The sequence below is a fragment of the Shewanella oncorhynchi genome (assembly GCF_012584455.1).
Classification (GTDB): domain Bacteria; phylum Pseudomonadota; class Gammaproteobacteria; order Enterobacterales; family Shewanellaceae; genus Shewanella; species Shewanella oncorhynchi.
Map to the genome: position 1 here is coordinate 119815 of NZ_JABAEB010000013.1, position 18761 is coordinate 138575.

Below are 18761 nucleotides of genomic sequence, written 5' to 3' on the forward strand. Positions count from 1 at the left end.
CAGCACAGTGATCGCGAACAGTATAATGCTAAATATTTTATGCAAAACAGCATGATAATGATGGCATGTATTTTTTATCAAATACGATTGTGATAAGTTAGCGTCTGTAAAAACAATCACTTGTTGCAAAAGGATCGTTGTCAGTGAGCACAGTGTTTTATAATGACTACGCCGAAATACTCGCGGCACAGTATTTGTCTAAAACCTTTGAAGAAGTGCATTCGAGTTGGTTGCATCATCTTTTGCCTCTACTTACTAAAAATACATTGTCGATATTGGATGTAGGAGCTGGTTCTGGCCGGGATGTGTATTATTTAGCCGAAAAAGCACAGGGCAAAGAGACACAAATTATTGCAGTCGAACCTGCGGTTGTTTTAGCGAAAATGGGGCAGGTGTTAACGCGGGATCTACCCGTGCGTTGGATTGAGGATGGTTTACCTCAGTTGCAAAAAGTGGTTGGCCTAGCGCAACAGTTTGATCTGATTTTACTCAGCGCAGTGTGGATGCATTTATCTCCCTCAGAACGCCCACTTGCACTAGCAACACTCTCACGCTTACTCAATTCGACTGGACTTTTAGTCATCAGTTTGCGCCATGGCCCAAGCCCCGATGCGCGCGTTATGCACCCAGTCAGTGCCGATGAACTGCTCACACTGGCTGCAGATTGTCAGCTACAACTTTTAGATTTGAGCCAAGATGAAACCGATAAACTCGGTCGCTCACAAGTGCATTGGCAGACGCTAGTTTTCACACCCAAACTGATGCCAAACGTAAATGCACCTGAAGCAAGCGTTATTATTCAGGAGCGACTGAATGCCGATTGATGCGAGAAGACAAGTTGAATTTATTAGCTATTTACAACGTCTGCTAGTTGAAGGGGATTTCGTTGCAACATACAAATTTGCCTTACTGCATGCGATCGCCGATATCTGTATCGAACGGCCATTAATACTCAATGCCGAGCCTGCGCTGAAAACTGCGATCAGTATTGATGATTTGGTAGAGAAGTTTATTGAACTTTACTGGCAACACTCTTTGCCTTTTGGTGCCAATGATGGGTATTTTGTCCTGATCCAAAATAGTGGAAAGCAATCAGCCTTGATCAACAGTTTGATTGAACTACGCCATCAAGGTGTTAACAGTCTATCCCAGTTAAAAGCGCATCTTAGTTATCCAGCTTTATTGCGTAAAACGCGCTGTACGTTTAAAGATGGCCCCTTATGGCGCTTACAAAACTTGTCTCGTAATGAAGAATGTTTCCTTTATCCCCATGATAAAACGAAAAATTACATCGAGTTGAATCCGGGTATCGCATTTTGCTTCAAGCGATTTCACGATTTAGTGGTGTCATTGGCTCGTACTCAATGGGTACAAAAAATCGCCGAGTTTCCAACAAATCAGGTCATTATAGGCAGTAAAGGCAATTTAAGTGAGTTTCTGTTTGGTAGCGACAGACAGACGATCACCCATGCTAGACCTGTACTGCTTGATATCCAAAAAGGCCAATGCTTCTATTGCCAAAAATCATTAAAAGAAACAGGCGAAGTGGATCATTTTATCCCTTGGGCACGATATCCTAATGATTTAGGCCATAATTTTGTCCTCGCACATAGCAGTTGTAATAATCAAAAACGCGATCACCTTGCCGCTCAGCACCATAAAGATAACTGGTATGAGCAAAATATTATCCAGCATGGCCAAACGTTACACTCTGAACTCAGTCGATATTTCGTCTGTGAGAGTGATCGCTCTGAAGCCATTACGACTTGGGCTTATCAGCTTGCAGGACAAAATCGCTCGCCTCTCTGGCTCGATAAAAAGACCTTTGTGCCTTTTAATGCATTAGACAATGACCTGTCAAATACAGCAATTTAGAGCATGCTCACAGTTTTATGGCACTTATTTTTAGCACTCGCCAAGGTCGAGTGATCTTAAAGCATTTGTTCCTGCAATTGAGTGAGCAACGCTGCCAAGCTAAAGTAATCAATGAACTATTTACATGTTATCTTGGTGGCATTACATTTTATCTTCATTGATTTTGTTACCTGTTGATAGTAAAGGTTTAATTTCTGACAAGGTAATTGATTTCAAAGAGAATAAGGAGTATTTGGTAGACATATATGGCGCACTCGTTCAGTGACAACAAGCAGATGAATGCACCATGGAATTTATTGATAATACATGTCTAGTTTTGGAGGTTTGATGATGAAATCGATTTTCTTACTGCCCATATCTGTGCTTGTGCTGATAGGTTGTACAACGCCTAAATCGCCGAGCGAAGTCTATGACGAGTACAATACTAAGGTACAGCAGGGGATGAGTTATCAAGAGGACAAGGCTTACTATACCCAACGTAAGCAAGCGGATGTTGAGTCTAAGTTCCCACAGTATATGCAGCAGATGAAGCTGTCCCGCGATGAAGTGATCGCATCTTATCTTTCATTTTCAAAAGCGACTGCCAAGTGCAAAGCACTCACCTTAGTGTCGCAGGTGATAGAAGGGGATACGGCCGTCCTTGAATATGCACAAAAAGATCTCTGTGGTAATGCATCGGAGGCGAATGAAAAACAAAGAATTAGCATGATAAATGAAGGTGGTTGGAAAATTGATGAGCTCCAAATTAGTCTCTAAATCATTTGGAATGTCATATCAATGACAGGATTTTATGAGTTTTTTAGCCAGCCAAACGGAGTTGAGGTTACTTGCCCCCATTGTATTGGCTGCGCCACTTTTACCTTTGCCCATGTTTTTCGTTTAGAGAAAAAAGATGTGCATTTATTTGAGGGTAGGCAGTTTGAGATCAAGCAGTTTAATCAAAGGTTTGCCCATAAATGGCCTGGTGTGCTGTTTTTCCCTCCGCTATTGGATGCTTCTTGGCGGGAAAAATTGCCAGAAAAATACCAAGGTACTTCGACTTGGGAACATAGGGCGAACAGTGCTTTTACAGATGGTACAGATCTTGGTCTTATTTGTTGTTATCAGTGTATGGCAAAACAGAAACATCGACTTGAATGGCCCAATGACGCATTTTATTCCCTTGAGTTTAAAGGTCATTCACTTTGGGCATTTAATAAACAGATGATGCTTCAGATCCGTGATTATATTCAGGCCAAAGATCGCAATGCAGTATTCGAGTCTGAGCCGATAGTCATTCGACATTTGCCGACAATTTTTAAACTGGCTAAAAATCGCGAGATATTGGTTAAAAAAATTAATAAGCTAATTTATAGCCCATAGTTTCTACATACCTATTTCAAAGACTTGTGTGGTCAATCTCATCGAGTAGTTGTGTTAAGTTTTCTGTGACTCGGATATTTGCTTTTCTATTAGTTATTACAGTTAGCGGGTCTATTATCATGTCGAAATATCATATTGGCACTACCAAGGATGAATTCGAACCCGGTTCTGGCGGCCATATACTTCGTAACAAACTCGCGATAACCGATGAAGAGGATATGGCAGAGGTAGAGACACAGTTGTTACTAAAGCTTTATGAGTACGTGTTTCAATCTGGTGTTATTGAAAGTGAGCATCTATCGGTTGGTATGCTCTTTGAGTGGCATCGAAAATGGTTCGGTAATGTTTATTACTGGGCTGGTGAGCGGCGTACAGTCAATATGGGAAAAGGTGGTTTCGAATTTACGGCAGCGGCTCAAATACTTAAGTGTCTCACTCAATTTGAAAAGGAATATTTAAGTAAGTTCAATAGGTTAAATTCATTTTCTAGAGACGAAGTTGTGAGTTATTTGGCTGAAAGTCATGTGGAATTTATCCTAATTCACCCATTTAGGGAGGGAAATGGACGTTTGTCACGTTTGATACTCGATGTGATGGCAGTAAAGGCGGGTTATCTCCCACTTGATTATGGGATTTGGGAACAACATAGAGATTTTTATTTTAAGTCAATTCAAGCAGGGTTGGGTGGGGATTATCAACATATGGCTCGTTTGGTAAACGATGTGCTCAGCGCTAAAAATGAATGAAGTTTATGCTAAGGTCAAATGACTGAAACGGCTTTTTTGGGCCTTCAATTTTGCTTCAACTTCAGCCGTAGTTTTACCCGTCTCAATAGCGGTTGAACTGGCCACAGCGCGATAGAGTCGATTTTGAGTCACTTGTGTGTTTTTTGATTTAGTTTTCATAGGATCAACCTCAATTAAGTGCATGAATTATAGCACTCTAGATAACGAATAGACAGCTGTGTATCCAAGGCCCAAAGCAGCAATACTTCATGTTTTACCAATCATATCGCTCTTTAGATATCGATAAAAAGTCGTCAGTAGGTTCTCCAATGACGACTCTTTTAATCAAGCTGACATAGCCGATTAAGGTTTATCAAAGCACAACATTACGCGCTTTTTCTCGCTTCCATTTCTGCTTGGCTTGAAAGGTACTCATCGAAAGTGCCTTGGAAGTTAATCACTTTTTTATCTTTAATATCAATGATACGTGTTGCGAGTGACGATACAAACTCACGGTCATGACTGACGAATATCAAAGTGCCTTCAAAGTCTTTCAACGCATTATTGAGTGCTTCGATGGCTTCCATGTCCATGTGGTTAGTCGGTTCGTCCATGATTAGCACATTGATGTCTTGCATCATTAACTTACCGAATAACAAGCGGTTTTTCTCTCCGCCTGAACAGTTACGGGCTTTCTTGTTCGCGTCATCTTCAGTGAACAGCAGACGGCCTAACATGGCGCGTACCATAAGGTCGTTGTGCTTAGGTTGGCGCCACTGTGACATCCAATCCATTAATGTATAGTCATTATCAAATTCGTCACTGCTGTCTTGTGGACAGTAGCCGATTGATGCGTTTTCTGACCACTTGATCACGCCTTTATTATGTTCTAAATCATTGACTAAGCAGCGTAGGAAAGTGGTTTTCCCCACGCCGTTTTCGCCGATAATCGCTAATTTTGCACCGGCTTCGAGGATTAAGTCGCCGCCTTCGAATAGCAGCTCACCATCAAACCCGTGGGCCAAATCTTCGAGGATCAGTGCTTGGCGATGCATTTTCTTGCCAGCATCGAAACGAATAGAAGGGTGAATACGGCTTGATGATTTCACTTCATCAAGCTTGATCTTGTCCATTTTTTTCGCGCGCGAGCTGGCTTGTTTTGCCTTAGATGCGTTGGCACCGAAGCGGTTAACGAAGTCTTGCAGTTCTTCGATTTCAGCACTCTTCTTGGCGTTGCCCGATAATAATTGTTCACGGATCAAAGACGATTGTGCGAGGAAGTATTCGTAGTTACCAGGGTAAATGCGCAGTTCGCCGTAATCGATATCGGCCATGTGGGTACATACGGCATTCAAGAAATGCCTATCATGGGAAATAATGATCATGGTGCATTTGCGTTTGTTCAACTCGGCTTCTAACCAGCTAATGGTATGTATGTCCAAGTTGTTGGTTGGTTCGTCGAGCAGCAAAATATCTGGGTTGGCAAATAGTGCTTGTGCCAACAATACCCGCAGTTTCCAACCCGGTGCTACTTGTTGCATTAGGCCGTAATGAAAAGATTCTTCAATACCCGCTTCGAGCAGAATTTCACCGGCGCGGCTTTCGGCGCTGTAGCCATCCATTTCGGCAAATTCACTTTCAAGATCGCCAACGCGCATGCCATCTTCTTCGGTCATATTCGGATTGGCGTAGATTGCATCGCGTTCCTGTTTGACTTTCCACAGGGCAACATCCCCCATGATCACCGCATCGATCACACTGTATTGTTCAAACGCGAACTGATCTTGGCTTAGGGTACCGACTTTTAAGCCGGGCGTGATGGACACATTGCCAGAGGTTGGCGCTAACGCTCCGCTGAGGATCTTCATAAAGGTCGATTTGCCACAGCCATTCGCGCCGATCAAACCATAGCGGTGACCGTTGCCAAATTTCGCTGAAATGTTTTCAAACAATGGCTCAGGGCCAAACTGCATCGTGATGTTCGCGGTAGAGATCAAAGGAGCTTTCCTAGGTATTTGCTAACGGGGATTGTGACAAACAAGCCTCAAAATGAAACATGCGCTTCACCCACTCTAAGCCAAAACATTAAAGTTGGGATAATAAGGTCGCGGAGTATACAGACTAAGGGCTAAAGATGCGAGCAAGGATGTGATGCGCAGCTATAAATCGAGCCGTTTCAGTTGCGTTTATTTTGAGGTTGACCCAAGGCATCAGCGGATCATAGGTAAAATTTAGAAACGGGTTTGAGCTTGATGCTGAGTTCATACCTGTTAGCGTGATATCGCGGATATGCAGATTAAAACCGTCGGCTGCGGCGTATTTTCTTTGCCCTAAAGCCGATGCCAAACCTCGCTAGCGCAAATAAAAGAAGGCGTTTAGCTTATTTACCGTTATTATTCCCGCAGTTTTGTCGAGCAGCAGATTTTACGGCTAATATTTAATGGCTCAGTTTGGAGGCTTCAGGTCCTTAAGATTTAAGATCTAAGCATCGCGAGCAATAAGGCTTAACGCCCTATGCTATTGCCGTAGCAACGTCAGTGGCTCATGAATTCATAACTTGAGTGATTTCTCTAATCGCGAATTTTAGTAGCGAATTGAGTCACTCGTTTAACAACTCAAAACCGTAAACTAATACAGTAAAATCAGCCAATAGGGCTGAACTTGGAATTCCCATGATTGAAGAGCAACAGAACAACCCATTACACGGCCTCAAACTCGAGACAATGATCACTGAGTTAGTCGATTTTTATGGCTGGAAAATTTTATACGCGGCATTAAAGCTAGGTTGCTTTAACACCAACCCGACCATTGAGGCCTGTATTATTTTCCTCAAGAAGACTGAGTGGGCGCGGGAGAAAGTGGAAAACTTTTACCTGTATCGATTCAAGCGTATGCCTAAAGCCGTCGGTGAGCAGTTTGATCTTAAGCCACGCGAACGAGGTTTTGCCTCAGGTATCGCGCCGCGTAAACCGATGGAACTCACCATAGAATCTATCGCTAAAATGCAGGCACAAGCCAGCGCCGAGTACGAAGCGGGTAATAAACGTCCTAACTCTGGTTATGGTTCAGGTAAGAGCTTTGGTAATGGCTCAGGTAAAAGCTCAGGCAAAAAACCTACGGGTGGACGTGGCACCGGCTCTGGATATGGTTCATCGAATAGCAACTCACAGCGCCGCAGCGAACCCAGAAACGAGCCAAGAAACGATTCAAGAATGGCTGAACGTTCAGGACCAAGCCCATCGACGGATGATAACGATCCGTGGGGCACTAAACGCGGCTAATCCCATGTCTGTCGAATTGAGTGGGCATGGTTTTTCACAGGCGTTAGTTTTACATTCGTGATTTACAGTGACTAGACTCAACTTGCTATTTTCGTACCCGTAAAAAATTAGCTCTGGTATGAGTTAGCTTTTGTAAGAGTCGTTTTGAAGTCATGGCTCTGGTTGTATGATAGAACATCTGATTTATCGCCTGATTTAAAGAGAAGAGGTTAGCTGTTGAATACAGCTAACCTCTTTTTTATGATTAACTATTCACTTTATTGCACTGAGGTGAGAAAAATATCGGGGATTATAGTTTTAGATTTGCATATCAAGTGCATAACTAGTTAATTCATCAATTTGCAATCAGATGGTGCCGGTTGCTCATGTTTACGAGCAATACCAGCGCCTTCTCTAACTCCTGTGCTTTATACTTTGTGCCTTTTGTTCATCTTAGTCTGCTAAATGTCCAGAGTTAACGTCAAGGTGTTTGACGATACAGCTCCAAGGTAACCATTTAAATGTTTGATTATCATTGGGTAAGTAGTTTTAGCCGTCTTGCTCCACCAGCATTCTCTGTTGCCAAACGCCGCTGCCGACTTGCAGATGCGTAATGGCCAAACCATAGGTTTCGGCGCTGCCGTCATTCCGCGCTAAGGGATATTTCAATCACTACTATATGCGAACTGTGGTTAGGCTTAGCGGCTGGTGTTCGTTTGTGTCTAATGCGGGATTACTTAAGTTTGTCTGACATAGCTGAAAAACTGACAATGAGCCCAGCCACCTTAAAACGGTGTTTGCCCGAGATGGATTTAAACTTTGCCCAACTCGCTGATACTTGCTGATGAGACCCGTTTAATCAAAGCACTGTATTACTTGGCTACACCTGTGCAAGATGTATTGCCACTTCTTTATCCTTCAGCGACGCCAGTGATTATAGGCGTTCCTTTAAACGCTGGACTGGCCAATTCCCCACTTTTTCGCAGCTGGCTTGCTTAAGCCATAAGCTATTAAAAACTATCCTAGTAATATCTCTAAGCTGATACTGTCGCGGTTTGCCTATTCCAAACGTGAATAACCATGCGTGAAAAACGTGGTTCAGTGAGAAAAACCCCGAAGTTATATCCCGTATTTTGAATTTTTAGCGCATAAATAATCAATTTGGCGTTTTGTGGCCATTGCTGGTGAATCTTATATTTTATGCGGTTTTATAGGGGGTTCTGTTGATTGCGGTTTTATCTATGATGCAATGATTTAACCGAACGAATAACTAGACACTTTTTTCCATCGCTTTTTTGACTGTGCCATGGTCTCAGATAAACAATGGCATTTATACTCGTTTTCCTATTGCAAAAAACGTGGTGAATAAAAGGCTGAGATGGAGGAACTGAGTGATGAGTGACGAAAAAATCACTGGACTTTATTTCATCGAGAAACTTCAACGCATTTGGATTACTTTTACATTTAGACATCCAGAGCCAGTAGATGACATCGACCATAAGACGTATATGGAGCTGCTAGATAAAATAAAAAATTCAGATGGAACGCGATATGATTTGTACACCTATCTCCTATCAAAGCAAAACAAGTGCACAGACATTCTCCAATTTCTTAAAACACACCCGCAGTGAGAATAATTTATCTCAAGAAGATTTATGTAGTCTGCTCAGGCAAAAAAGCTGCCTGTTCGATATGTTAGATTCCATCACTATTAGCCGTTGGGAGCGGGGAGTTAACATTCCATCCCTAGCTAAACAGTCTGAAATCGTTGAAATATTTGGCTCTGAACTGTTTGATATTTATCGGGAGGACAAAAAATTCATCAACGAAGGTTTAGCGTTAATTAACCTTTTTGAATCGACCATAGAACGCAGCGATCATCCGTACTACCGTAATACTCCTTATCGTGTCGAGTTTATCGAAAGCCACCATCAAAACTTTATGACTCTGCTGCAACTCAGCTTGGTTTATGAAAGTAACCCGCGTTTATCCTTTGTGAGCCGTAAGTTGTCTCAACCTTTTTTTCGTGGACTCTCATTGGTGGTGGCTTTTAGCTTTGGGGATCAAATCATTGGACACAGTCTATTCTGCCGCACTCAAGGCAAAATTGCCCTCGAATTTATGAATGATGAGGTGGACTTGTTTGAGGTCATTAACCATAACAGTCAAGCTTTGCCAGATACCTTAATGGTGTTCTCCTCCTTTGGTGTAACGCCTTATATTGAAAATTATATGATGTCTGTTTATCTCAATGAATTGGCCACGAGTCGCTCACTTAAGTTTTTGAGTTTTAATATCTGTGATGAGTCACTAAAACGAAAATTGACGCAATTTAAGTTGCCCATATTTAAAGTAAGAACGATAGAAGGCGGCTTCAAACCAGTCAAAAACTATTCGTTTTTCTCCAGTCGCACAGAAGTCATGGCGAATCGTAATTTACTTAAGCTTTCTGTTATCCCTACATCCAAATCCCAGACGATCGATCCCATTTTCTTTATGCAGTTAGAGACCAATATATGAATATTCTCATCATAGATGATCAACGCTTTATTAGAGAAACCATGAAAGCTGATATCCATAAGTACTTAGCAGAGGACAATGTGGAGATCTATGAAGCCAGTAATGGTAATCAAGGAATTGAACTGATCTTAGCTGTAGAAGCAAAACTTGATTTAGTCATTTTAGATTTAAAAATGGATCAAGGTGACGGTATTGCGGTGATTAATATGTTGGCCTCCGAGCCCCGATTTATTGCCATTCCGATTGCGGTGATAAGCTCCTCGGATAAACGGACTTTAGAACTGGTGGATAGCATTATCACGGGTTTGAAACTCAACTTGCTTGGCGTATTTGCTAAACCTATCAATGTGAATGACATTTTAACGCCATTGCTAGACGCCTCCGACGATAGAAACCGTGCCCATCAAGATGAGTCTATCGTGCAAGACATGGCGGCGAATATCAATGTGCGGCAATTGCTCAAAAATGAACAATTAATTTTGTGTTATCAACCTAAGATTAACCTTAAAACAAAGGAGATCATCGGTTTTGAAGTGCTTTCGCGGCTTTGCGATCAATCCAATGGCTATATTTATCCCGACGTTTTTTTGCCACTGGTGAATCAGCAGGGGCTAAATAGCTTGTTTTCGCGGATGGTTATTTCCCAAGCATTGCAATGTTGGTCGCGCCAACCGTTATTAATGGCGTTTGCCTTGTCGATTAACATTACCGCAGATGATTTGACCTGTGATGAACTCATTGAGTACATCATCGAATGTGGTCGTGAGTATAAACAAATCCATTTGATTTTAGAGCTCACTGAATCACAGGAAATCATTAACCAAGATAGAGTACTTAACTCAATTGCACGGCTGATCATCAATAATATTGATATTTCCCTCGATGATTTCGGTAAAAGTTATTCTACTTATGATCGTCTTGATGCCATTCCCTTTAAAGAGATCAAAATTGATAAAAGTTTTGTCTCCGATATGGATATCAATCACCAACATTATCTCATCGTAGAGTCCACCATCGCGCTTGCGCAGAAGATGCACGTAAAGGTGGTTGCAGAAGGCGTTGAGACAAGTGCAATAGAGTTAATTCTCTCTGAGTTGGGGTGTGATGTTGCCCAAGGTTATTTGTACAGTCCCCCGATTGAAGGTCGTTATCTTATTGATTGGATTGCTCAATATAATAGGAGTGCCTAATGTATGAATGCTAATACTGAGTTACTCAAGGCCTTATCTGTATTCTTTGAGCAATACGGCCAAGAACAGCAATCGCGACTGCGATTGACACTGATTGCTGAATTACAGCGAATGCGACTTGAGCTAGAACAATATGAGTCCTCTGACAGTATCGAAGGCCTGAAACATCAATTTACGGGTATTGCGCGCTACTTGCAGCTTAAAGATATGCTGTCTGTCATGGATGTTTGCGAGCGAGAGCAGTTTGAGTATCAGTTATGCAGCTTGCTAAAGGCCGTAATGGACTACGCTAATGAGCTTTAAATATAGCGCTTGTATCAATATGTTCAGTGGTTTATGGGTCACTCTGTTGGTGCTGTGGTTAACCTTGTCCCACTCACGTTATGAATTTGACTCCATTTACAATAAAAAAGCAGAAGCGGTTTTTACTTCTTCACGGGATATGTTCTTACAACATGAAATTATGTTGGATGCGCTAAAATCGTTTTTTTATGCTTCGAGTGAGGTAACGTCACAGGAATTTGAGGTTTTTGCTAAGGACTTACTGAAGATCAAATCTGCTGTCGCTTTTACACTGACCCCCGAACTTGAACTGGCCTATATCTCTGATCAGACAATGGCGCCAGAACTTAAGCCACTTAAATTAGCCAAGAATAGTAAAGGGGAACTTCAGGCTAGCCTTGCCGATTACACGTTAGCGGTTGTTAATATCGATGGGCCTAATACGCTTTATTTAGTCTATGCCATTTCTCATCAGCGGATATTAGCGCGGATTGAGCAGGAGCAGGGTGTATGTATTAGCTATCAATTTGAACAATCGTTATTGCAAAGTTCATCCTGTAACCATGAGTTTTCCACAGGCATATTTTCAATGTTTAGCTACTCAGATAGCCGAACTTTGGATATTCCTGGATACCAAACCCGTGTGAATTTACGCATAGAATATCAAGTGCCACAAAAAGAGGTTGTCGAGCTAATCGTGATTATCTTACTGATTGCTTCTCTTGGTATTACTCTGTCTTTTCTTTTGTACTTTAAGTCTAAAAATCAGCATATTGTAGAGCAGATTAAGCTCGATAATCGATCTAGATTAGCAGTGCTTTCCAGCATAAATCATGAGATCCGCACTCCTATCAATGCCATTCTTGGCTACAGTCGCATGTTAAAAAAAGCGCGCTCACAGCCACAAAAACTGGACGAAATTATCGATAAAATGACCTGGTCAGCTAACTTACTTTACTCGGTTGCCGAAAATACGTTGAATTACAGTAAGGCTGAAGCTGGGCAGTTAAAATTGAATCGGCATTTAGTCAATTTGCACGAATATCTGAGCAATATTGAGGATTACTATCGTGCTTTTAGTGCGACATCGGGTAAACGTTTACAGGTTGTCGTGAATGAGTCTCTGCCGAAGTTTATCGAGCTCGATGGGACTAAGTTATTCCAACTCATGACTAACATTATCAATAATGCCTTTAAATACAGTACGGGTAGCGAAGTGCATTGTTATATGGACTTACGCCTTAAACGTAACCATAAAGACCATAGTCCTATGCTTAGGGTACTGATCCGCGATTTTGGCGAGGGTATGTCAAAGGAAGCGCAGCGCGCTTTAGTTGATCCCTTTATGCACGCATCTAACTCATATACAACAACATCGGGCATGGGATTAGGACTCTATACTTGTAATCGATTGCTTGAGCAAATTGGCGGTAAGTTTATGTTGCGCAGTCAAAAGGGCAAAGGCACCACAGTGCTGTTACATTTTCCCTGCCAACTTACCGAGGTGAAAGAACGATTAACGATTCAATATGATCAACAAAAAGTGTTAATCATAGATGATAATCTGTTTAACCTTGAGATTTGCAAAGCCATGCTAGAGCACTATCATTTTCAAACCTTCAGTGTTGATAACGCAGCGCAAGCACTTAAGATGTTGATTCACTCATTGCCACATATTGTTATTGTGGATTACCGTTTACAAGATATGAATGGCTTGCAACTTATCAAACAGATGCAACAAACATTACAAAACCTTGCCAGTGATACCCTGCTTGAGCATCACTGTCGCTTCTTTTTGCTTTCAGCTAATGATAGCGATGATATTCCTGAGTTAGCATTATTCCCTGAGGTACATTTCATGCAGAAACCTTTTAGTGCTGAAATATTTCTCAGTAAATTGGCCGTAAAATCGTAAATTATCAAAGCATTGGATCTGGTTTTTAAAGCTTATTTGCCGAATGTGTGGGATTTACATCGCGGTAGAGCCAATCCCGTTGCGGTAATATGGGGGTAAAGACAAAGACGCTGTGATTAGTGTAGAACGCTGCTAATCTAAACATGTCGGAGATCTTCTCTAAAAGCGTCATTGCTAGGAATAATCGATGGAAAAAGAATCTCTTGAGTCTGTTTACCCCTTTTTAACCGAAGCCTTACGGCTAAGCGAGAATGGCCTCGCTGTTTTGGACAAGCACAATCATTTTATCTTTTATAACCATACCTTTGCGAAAATGTTTGGTTTTGTTGATCAAGACATGGCTGGCCGGCATTTTGACGACATGATGCACTTTGCCTTTACCCATAAGCAAGGGCCTAAAATTGATCATGAAACCATAGAGGAATGGCTTGAACTTATTCATGCGAATCAACGTAAATCAGCTTTTCGACGTTTTGAAGTGGATCTGGTCGACGGTAGCTGGTTGCAACTTTCTGAGCAGGTTTATCACAATGGCGATATGGTCATTGTTTGCACCGATATTACCCAGTTAAAACAGGTCGAATTTGCCCTAAGGAATGCGCAGACTGAGTTGAATCGACTCGCACTCACCGATGAATTAACCGGTATTGCCAATCGACGGCATTTTTTCCAGCAGTTAGAGCATGAAATCAAACGCTTGAGTCGTCTACAGTTACCTTTGTGCCTTGTCATGATGGATATCGATTATTTTAAACTCGTTAATGATCGCTATGGGCATCAAGTGGGTGACAAGATATTGCAGCATTTTACCCAATTTATCAGTGCTCGCACGCGCCCATACGATATCTTTGGTCGCTTCGGCGGTGAGGAATTTGCGCTATTACTGCCAGAAACGTCGGTCGATGTCGCGCAGAAAATTGTGACGCGTATGATGTTAGCGCTTGCGAATGAAGATATTTCAGCGATAGTCGCCGATTTTCACTATCAATTTTCGGCAGGAGTGAGTGCGTTAACACCTGTAATTACTCATCATGCCATCGAAGAAAACAGCGGTATTTTAGCGCTTCAGTCTGTGCCTTCACCGATTGAAATAGGAAGTCAGTGCCGTTCAGATGCTGAAAAGCTGGTGGCCGAGGCCGATAAAGCCTTGTACCACGCTAAAACTACGGGGCGAAATCGTGTCGTGGTTTGGGATGATGTGATATTAACGGCTAAAGCTTAACGAACCCTGTGGTTGTCGAAATCTAAGCATCGCGATACCAAACCAAGAGTAAGCGCTGGTTGGCTCCTATTCTTAACTTGATATTGTACTTAATGCAGCGTTTTGTTCCTCTGTCTTTTAACCTAAAATAGCCAGCTTAATGTGTCTCTCACTGCATAGGGTTCAAGGTAAGCCGTGTTAATCAATCAGCAATATAACCGCTATGGACCCGATTATCGATTTGGTGAGCAAGTCACTTTTCTTGATATTAAACAAACCTTTGGTTTTAGCCATGTCCGTGTTGGCCGCTGGGTGACGCGGGATGAATCGCGCATTGCTGCGGATTTAGTGTTTGATTCGCTCGCCGATCTGGCCTTTATCTTAAAATTGCCACCTTTGACTTTAGGGCTGCGAGAAACCGTCAGCCTGGCCTTTGGTCATGGCGGCCAAAAGGGCGTTCAGGCCCATTATGCTCCCGCGACCCGAGAGTTAGCATTGGCTAAAAATGCAGGTGCTGGTGCTTTAGCCCATGAGTTTTGGCATGCGTTTGACCATTATATTGCCGCTAAATCATTCAAACCCACTAATAAGCGGTTTCAGTGTGCGAGCGATCTTTGGCTATCCAATCTGCCCATCATAGAGCATCCATTAAATGCTCGATTATCTGAGATCTTCAAAGTGACATTGTTGAGTGGGCAGGGTGATGAGCCCCATGATTATGTTCGCCGAGCGATTGCATTAGATAAAAAACATGGGATGCAGTACTTCTCTCGGCCAACGGAGATGATGGCGCGAGTATTTGAAGCCTGTATTGAATCCTATACTGATATTTCGAATCCGTATTTAGTGTCGGGAACCAGTTTCTCAGCAATGGCAAAGGAGGGGGCTTATCCCGATGCGGCCCACAGACAAGTGATTTTTCAGGCGCTGATCAATTACTTTGAACCGTTGGGGATCGCATTGGGTAAAAATCCCTTAACTAGGGCGTGTTGACGTTTTGAGTCATGCATTTAAACAGAGGTTGGTTTAGCATCGCTAAAGGGCAAGGCAAAATGTAAAACGACATTCGCCTTAGGTATTTTGAATGTGTTTTGAATGCGAATGGTAGTGGACAGGGGGAGGGTCACGAGCCGTTTGAAGGCTCGTTGCCAATTAAGCTCGTGTGCTTAGTTGACAACGTTTGCCAACAATAGGCCAAACTATGGCGAATCGCATCAAGATATTGAGATGCCTGAGTATCCATTAAATACCAATAGCTGGGTTTTGATTCAGGCATGTGGTTGAAAAATAAAGTTTCAGCATTGATGATCTGGCTAGGGTGAGCAAGTTGTAGCCAAATATTAATGGGTGTATGCGCCAGTGTGATTAGCCATTCAAGTTGCATCTGCCGCGTGGCTGGATTTAGTGCATCTGCGATTAATGAGCTCGATTCCTGTAAACGCTCAAGCAAATCAAAGGGATTATATGCGTTTATCCTAGGTGTGACTTGGCATGGTTGCATTTGGTTTATTGCGGATAGGCGAGGTGAAAATACGGACGCTAAGCTAAATTCAGGCCAGTCGAGCGATGGTATCAAAGCCTGGGCAATCCGTCGTTCGCCTAACCAATTATGCACCATGCAAGGTAAGTGATCGTCAGGCGGTAAATCATTGGGTCTTGCTAAACTCGGAAACAGCGACATACGCTGCACTTGCACATGCTGAGACAACTGCTGCATCAACACGATTGTGGTTAACCCAGATGAAGGCCAGCAGCCAAGCTGAGGCGTTAATTCAATCGCAACTTGCGTTAAGGCTTGGGTAAGCAGACCACTTTGTGGATGACCTTGTACCACAAAGGCATATTTTGATTCAGCAAAACCACCGTTGGCGATATTTACTATCTGATTATTTACATTGCTGTTTTCAGCCCATTGAGTACCGTTAAAAATAAATGTCGTACCTGTGGTCGCAGGCTGCCAATCGCCGGAAGCATTACCAATAATGGTCACTTGCTCAAAGGCAAGGGTGTCCACTAGAGCTTGCAGATCTAATTTAGCATGTGGCATTTGCAAATGTTGATGCATGTGGGTGTGAGACTTAGGCATAGGCGGAACATCTGTTTTACGAACTCAAAATGGACTTCATTGTAATGGATTACCCCCCTGAGCCCAAAGGGTTAATCCATTGAAGTTTACCGGATGCTGTTTTAACGCAGGATAGTTTAGCTTTAGGTATACCGCGCATAAAAGTGATGCGCGGTCTTTGCGATTAACAATTAGACTAAAAATTATAGCTCAGGCTAAGTTCGACATTTCGCGGTTCGCCGAAGAAACCTTGATTGTAGAAATCAATACTAGAGTAGTACTTTTCATCAAACAAGTTTCGAATATTCAAACGGACAATCGCATCATCAGTGAGTTGATAACTTGCCATAAGATTGGTAAGGAAATAACTGGCTTGTTCAGAGCTTTCGCCATTAGGACCTGCGTTTTCTACATAAATCTTGCTCTGCCAGCTTAAGTTGCCACCTAATGTGAGATCTTCTAGAGCGCCATCAAAGTGATAGAGCGAAGATAAGCGTACTAAGTTTTTAGGTAAATGTGTGCCAAAGGCCGAACCATCGGCTTTTTCAGATTCACTGTAGGTGTAACTGAAGTACAGATCCCAATCCTCTGTGGGTCTACCCGTTAGTTCCATTTCAAAACCACGGTTACTGGTGCCATCCACAGCGCGCATTGGAAAGCTACCATCAGGAAGTGGGTCTTTAATGTTAGGATCTTTTTCCGCCACATTTTCTTTTTGAACTTTAAACACTGCAACACTGGCGGTGAGTTTTTCGTCGAAAAAATCGGCTTTACTGCCAAGTTCAATATTATTGCCAGTTGTCGGGTCTAAGCGTTTGTTATTAGCATCTTTGGCATCTTGAGGCTGAAAAATCTCAGTATAACTGGTATAAATCGACACACTGTCACTGATATCGTAAATCAATCCTGCATACGGCGTAATGACATCATTGTGCTCATAACCTGGATCGACTTTATATTGGCTGATACGGCTACCTAACAGCAGTGTGATCTGATCGTGCAGATTGAGTTGGGTAGCAATATAGGCACCTTTTTGGATCTCTTCAGTCTCTTCATTGGTGGGAATCGATGGATAATTTGGCTCTGCAATCGAGCCATCCCACTCAAAGAAATTGCCTACGCTTAAAACATCTGTGGTGTAGAAAGAGTCGGCGCTAATATCTTGTTTTGAATAGAGTAGGCCGGTTGTTAGTTTATGTTCTCGACCCAATAGTTCGAATGGCCCTGAAGCAAATATTCGCGCCGCATCTTGCTTACGGGTTGATTGGTAGATCATAGGCAATGCACTCATCCCCAAACCTGTGGTTTTATCTGGGGATCCATATAAATATAGCAAGTGTCCATCCATCTTATCCTCACGATGTTCTATGTCGAGTTTGAGTTCCCAGTTATTATCAAAGTTGTGTTCTAAAGTAGAAAAAACGTTCGCACCATGGCGTTTCCAACTAGACCAAGATGCTGCAGTGGTAGTCGAACGGGGAAGGTCACTCGCTAAACTGCCGTCGGCATAAAACAGTGGCAGCGCTCCCCAAGTGGAGCCTTTAGGATCGCGGTCACTATAGTCCGCGCCCAAAGTGAATAATGTGCTATCACTTAATCTTGCAGTAACGACGCCATAAATTTGCAGATTTTCATCTTCGGCTAGATCGGTAAAACTATCTGATTTTTCATAGGCGGCGGCAAAACGTGCTTGGACATCGGCATCTTCTGTTATGTCCACTGAACTATCACCTTCTACACGATAACTGTCCCATGAACCTACTTTTGCACTGAGGTAACCCCCTGGTGAAGATTTTGGACGTTTTCGAATGAGATTGATGGCGGCCGAGGGTTCTCCTGCACCCGTTAATAATCCGGTTGCACCACGAACCACTTCTACTCGATCGAAGATAACCGTATCGGTCGAAGCATCATTGAAGAAACTAGAATAGTTAACGGGCACACCATCAAATTGGAAGTTAGTGATTGGATTACCACGGGCGCTGAAAAAGTAGCGGTTAGTTTCTGCTTTCTGTGCAGAAATACCCGGTGTTAAAAACATTAAGTCAGCAACATTGTTAAGAGAAAAACTCTGAATAAATTCTTGATCTATAATCGTCACTGACTGCGGCGTTTCTCTCAGTGTTAAGGGTAAGCCCGTTGCTGTAGCAGCTTTATCTAAACGACTACCTTTAATACTGATCACTTCGATATTGGCGTCTGCGTCAGATTGAGTTTCGTCGGCGTAGGAATTCGGCGCTAACAATAGGCTCGAAATGAGCGCTGCTAACAAGGTTTTATCCATCATGATTCCCCATCATAGTATTTTGTGACCGGCATTCTAATTGAAAATAATTCCCAGTACATCGTATTGATAACAATTTGCA

Annotated in this window: 16 protein-coding genes; 12 read left to right on the forward strand and 4 right to left on the reverse strand. The window is 42.5% G+C overall.

Going from position 1 to position 18761, the window contains the following annotated elements; all coding sequences use genetic code 11:
- Positions 1-143 precede the first annotated feature (143 nt).
- The 5 genes from HGO26_RS18735 (at position 144) to HGO26_RS18755 (ending at position 3983) form a co-directional block, all read left to right on the forward strand.
- Positions 144-824: a class I SAM-dependent methyltransferase gene (locus HGO26_RS18735; protein ID WP_105252526.1), complete on the forward strand. Its 681-nt coding sequence runs from the start codon at positions 144-146 to the stop codon at positions 822-824.
- Positions 814-1875, forward strand: a complete 1062-nt coding sequence (locus HGO26_RS18740) for an HNH endonuclease (protein ID WP_168827117.1) — start codon at positions 814-816, stop codon at positions 1873-1875. The genes HGO26_RS18735 and HGO26_RS18740 overlap by 11 nt, the downstream gene beginning before the upstream one ends.
- A 327-nt stretch (positions 1876-2202) precedes the next feature.
- Positions 2203-2631, forward strand: a complete 429-nt coding sequence (locus HGO26_RS18745; protein WP_168827119.1) for a hypothetical protein — start codon at positions 2203-2205, stop codon at positions 2629-2631.
- A 21-nt stretch (positions 2632-2652) separates the two neighbouring features.
- Positions 2653-3237 carry a hypothetical protein gene (locus HGO26_RS18750; protein ID WP_168827121.1) on the forward strand — a complete coding sequence of 195 codons (585 nt, stop codon included), beginning with the start codon at positions 2653-2655 and terminating at the stop codon, positions 3235-3237.
- A gap of 119 nt (positions 3238-3356) precedes the next feature.
- Positions 3357-3983, forward strand: coding sequence for a Fic/DOC family protein (locus HGO26_RS18755; protein ID WP_168827123.1), 627 nt, complete (start codon positions 3357-3359; stop codon positions 3981-3983).
- A gap of 3 nt (positions 3984-3986) precedes the next feature.
- Here the strand turns inward: HGO26_RS18755 and HGO26_RS18760 are convergent, their stop codons facing one another.
- Positions 3987-4142 (reverse strand): hypothetical protein, encoded by a 156-nt coding sequence (locus HGO26_RS18760; protein ID WP_168827125.1) that lies wholly within the window; start codon positions 4140-4142, stop codon positions 3987-3989.
- 206 nt (positions 4143-4348) lie between these two features.
- Positions 4349-5959: an ABC-F family ATPase gene (locus HGO26_RS18765; protein ID WP_131524739.1), complete on the reverse strand. Its 1611-nt coding sequence runs from the start codon at positions 5957-5959 to the stop codon at positions 4349-4351.
- 675 nt (positions 5960-6634) lie between these two features.
- On the opposite strand from HGO26_RS18765, the gene HGO26_RS18770 reads away from it, so the two are divergent.
- The 7 genes from HGO26_RS18770 (at position 6635) to HGO26_RS18810 (ending at position 15323) form a co-directional block, all read left to right on the forward strand.
- Positions 6635-7243, forward strand: coding sequence for a VF530 family protein (locus HGO26_RS18770; RefSeq protein WP_168827127.1), 609 nt, complete (start codon positions 6635-6637; stop codon positions 7241-7243).
- A gap of 1530 nt (positions 7244-8773) precedes the next feature.
- Complete coding sequence (locus HGO26_RS18785) at positions 8774-9742, forward strand: helix-turn-helix transcriptional regulator (RefSeq protein ID WP_105253121.1); 969 nt, start codon at positions 8774-8776, stop codon at positions 9740-9742.
- Positions 9739-10932 carry an EAL domain-containing response regulator gene (locus HGO26_RS18790; protein ID WP_028759918.1) on the forward strand — a complete coding sequence of 398 codons (1194 nt, stop codon included), beginning with the start codon at positions 9739-9741 and terminating at the stop codon, positions 10930-10932. The genes HGO26_RS18785 and HGO26_RS18790 overlap by 4 nt, the downstream gene beginning before the upstream one ends.
- Positions 10933-10935: 3 nt before the next feature.
- Complete coding sequence (locus tag HGO26_RS18795) at positions 10936-11235, forward strand: hypothetical protein (protein WP_168827129.1); 300 nt, start codon at positions 10936-10938, stop codon at positions 11233-11235.
- Entirely contained in the window at positions 11225-13129 is a 1905-nt protein-coding gene (locus HGO26_RS18800; RefSeq protein WP_168827131.1) for a hybrid sensor histidine kinase/response regulator, read from the forward strand. The genes HGO26_RS18795 and HGO26_RS18800 overlap by 11 nt, the downstream gene beginning before the upstream one ends.
- Before the next feature lie 187 nt (positions 13130-13316).
- Positions 13317-14351, forward strand: a complete 1035-nt coding sequence (locus HGO26_RS18805; RefSeq protein WP_168827133.1) for a GGDEF domain-containing protein — start codon at positions 13317-13319, stop codon at positions 14349-14351.
- 174 nt (positions 14352-14525) lie between these two features.
- A complete protein-coding gene (locus tag HGO26_RS18810) occupies positions 14526-15323 on the forward strand; it encodes a CLCA_X family protein (protein ID WP_168827135.1) in 798 nt (265 codons plus the stop codon).
- A gap of 130 nt (positions 15324-15453) precedes the next feature.
- Here the strand turns inward: HGO26_RS18810 and HGO26_RS18815 are convergent, their stop codons facing one another.
- Entirely contained in the window at positions 15454-16416 is a 963-nt protein-coding gene (locus HGO26_RS18815; RefSeq protein WP_168827137.1) for a hypothetical protein, read from the reverse strand.
- Positions 16417-16591: 175 nt separating this feature from the next.
- A complete protein-coding gene (locus HGO26_RS18820; protein ID WP_168827149.1) occupies positions 16592-18679 on the reverse strand; it encodes a TonB-dependent siderophore receptor in 2088 nt (695 codons plus the stop codon).
- Positions 18680-18761: the final 82 nt, after the last annotated feature.

Coding starts and splice junctions, on each gene's coding strand:
- HGO26_RS18770 (WP_168827127.1), top strand. CDS start 6,635: ATGATTGAAGAGCAACAGAACAACCCATTACACGGCCTCAAACTCGAG.
- HGO26_RS18760 (WP_168827125.1), bottom strand. CDS start 4,142: ATGAAAACTAAATCAAAAAACACACAAGTGACTCAAAATCGACTCTAT.
- HGO26_RS18755 (WP_168827123.1), top strand. CDS start 3,357: ATGTCGAAATATCATATTGGCACTACCAAGGATGAATTCGAACCCGGT.
- HGO26_RS18815 (WP_168827137.1), bottom strand. CDS start 16,416: ATGCCTAAGTCTCACACCCACATGCATCAACATTTGCAAATGCCACAT.
- HGO26_RS18785 (WP_105253121.1), top strand. CDS start 8,774: ATGATTTGTACACCTATCTCCTATCAAAGCAAAACAAGTGCACAGACA.
- HGO26_RS18740 (WP_168827117.1), top strand. CDS start 814: ATGCCGATTGATGCGAGAAGACAAGTTGAATTTATTAGCTATTTACAA.
- HGO26_RS18745 (WP_168827119.1), top strand. CDS start 2,203: ATGATGAAATCGATTTTCTTACTGCCCATATCTGTGCTTGTGCTGATA.
- HGO26_RS18790 (WP_028759918.1), top strand. CDS start 9,739: ATGAATATTCTCATCATAGATGATCAACGCTTTATTAGAGAAACCATG.
- HGO26_RS18820 (WP_168827149.1), bottom strand. CDS start 18,679: ATGGATAAAACCTTGTTAGCAGCGCTCATTTCGAGCCTATTGTTAGCG.
- HGO26_RS18795 (WP_168827129.1), top strand. CDS start 10,936: ATGAATGCTAATACTGAGTTACTCAAGGCCTTATCTGTATTCTTTGAG.
- HGO26_RS18800 (WP_168827131.1), top strand. CDS start 11,225: ATGAGCTTTAAATATAGCGCTTGTATCAATATGTTCAGTGGTTTATGG.
- HGO26_RS18805 (WP_168827133.1), top strand. CDS start 13,317: ATGGAAAAAGAATCTCTTGAGTCTGTTTACCCCTTTTTAACCGAAGCC.
- HGO26_RS18750 (WP_168827121.1), top strand. CDS start 2,653: ATGACAGGATTTTATGAGTTTTTTAGCCAGCCAAACGGAGTTGAGGTT.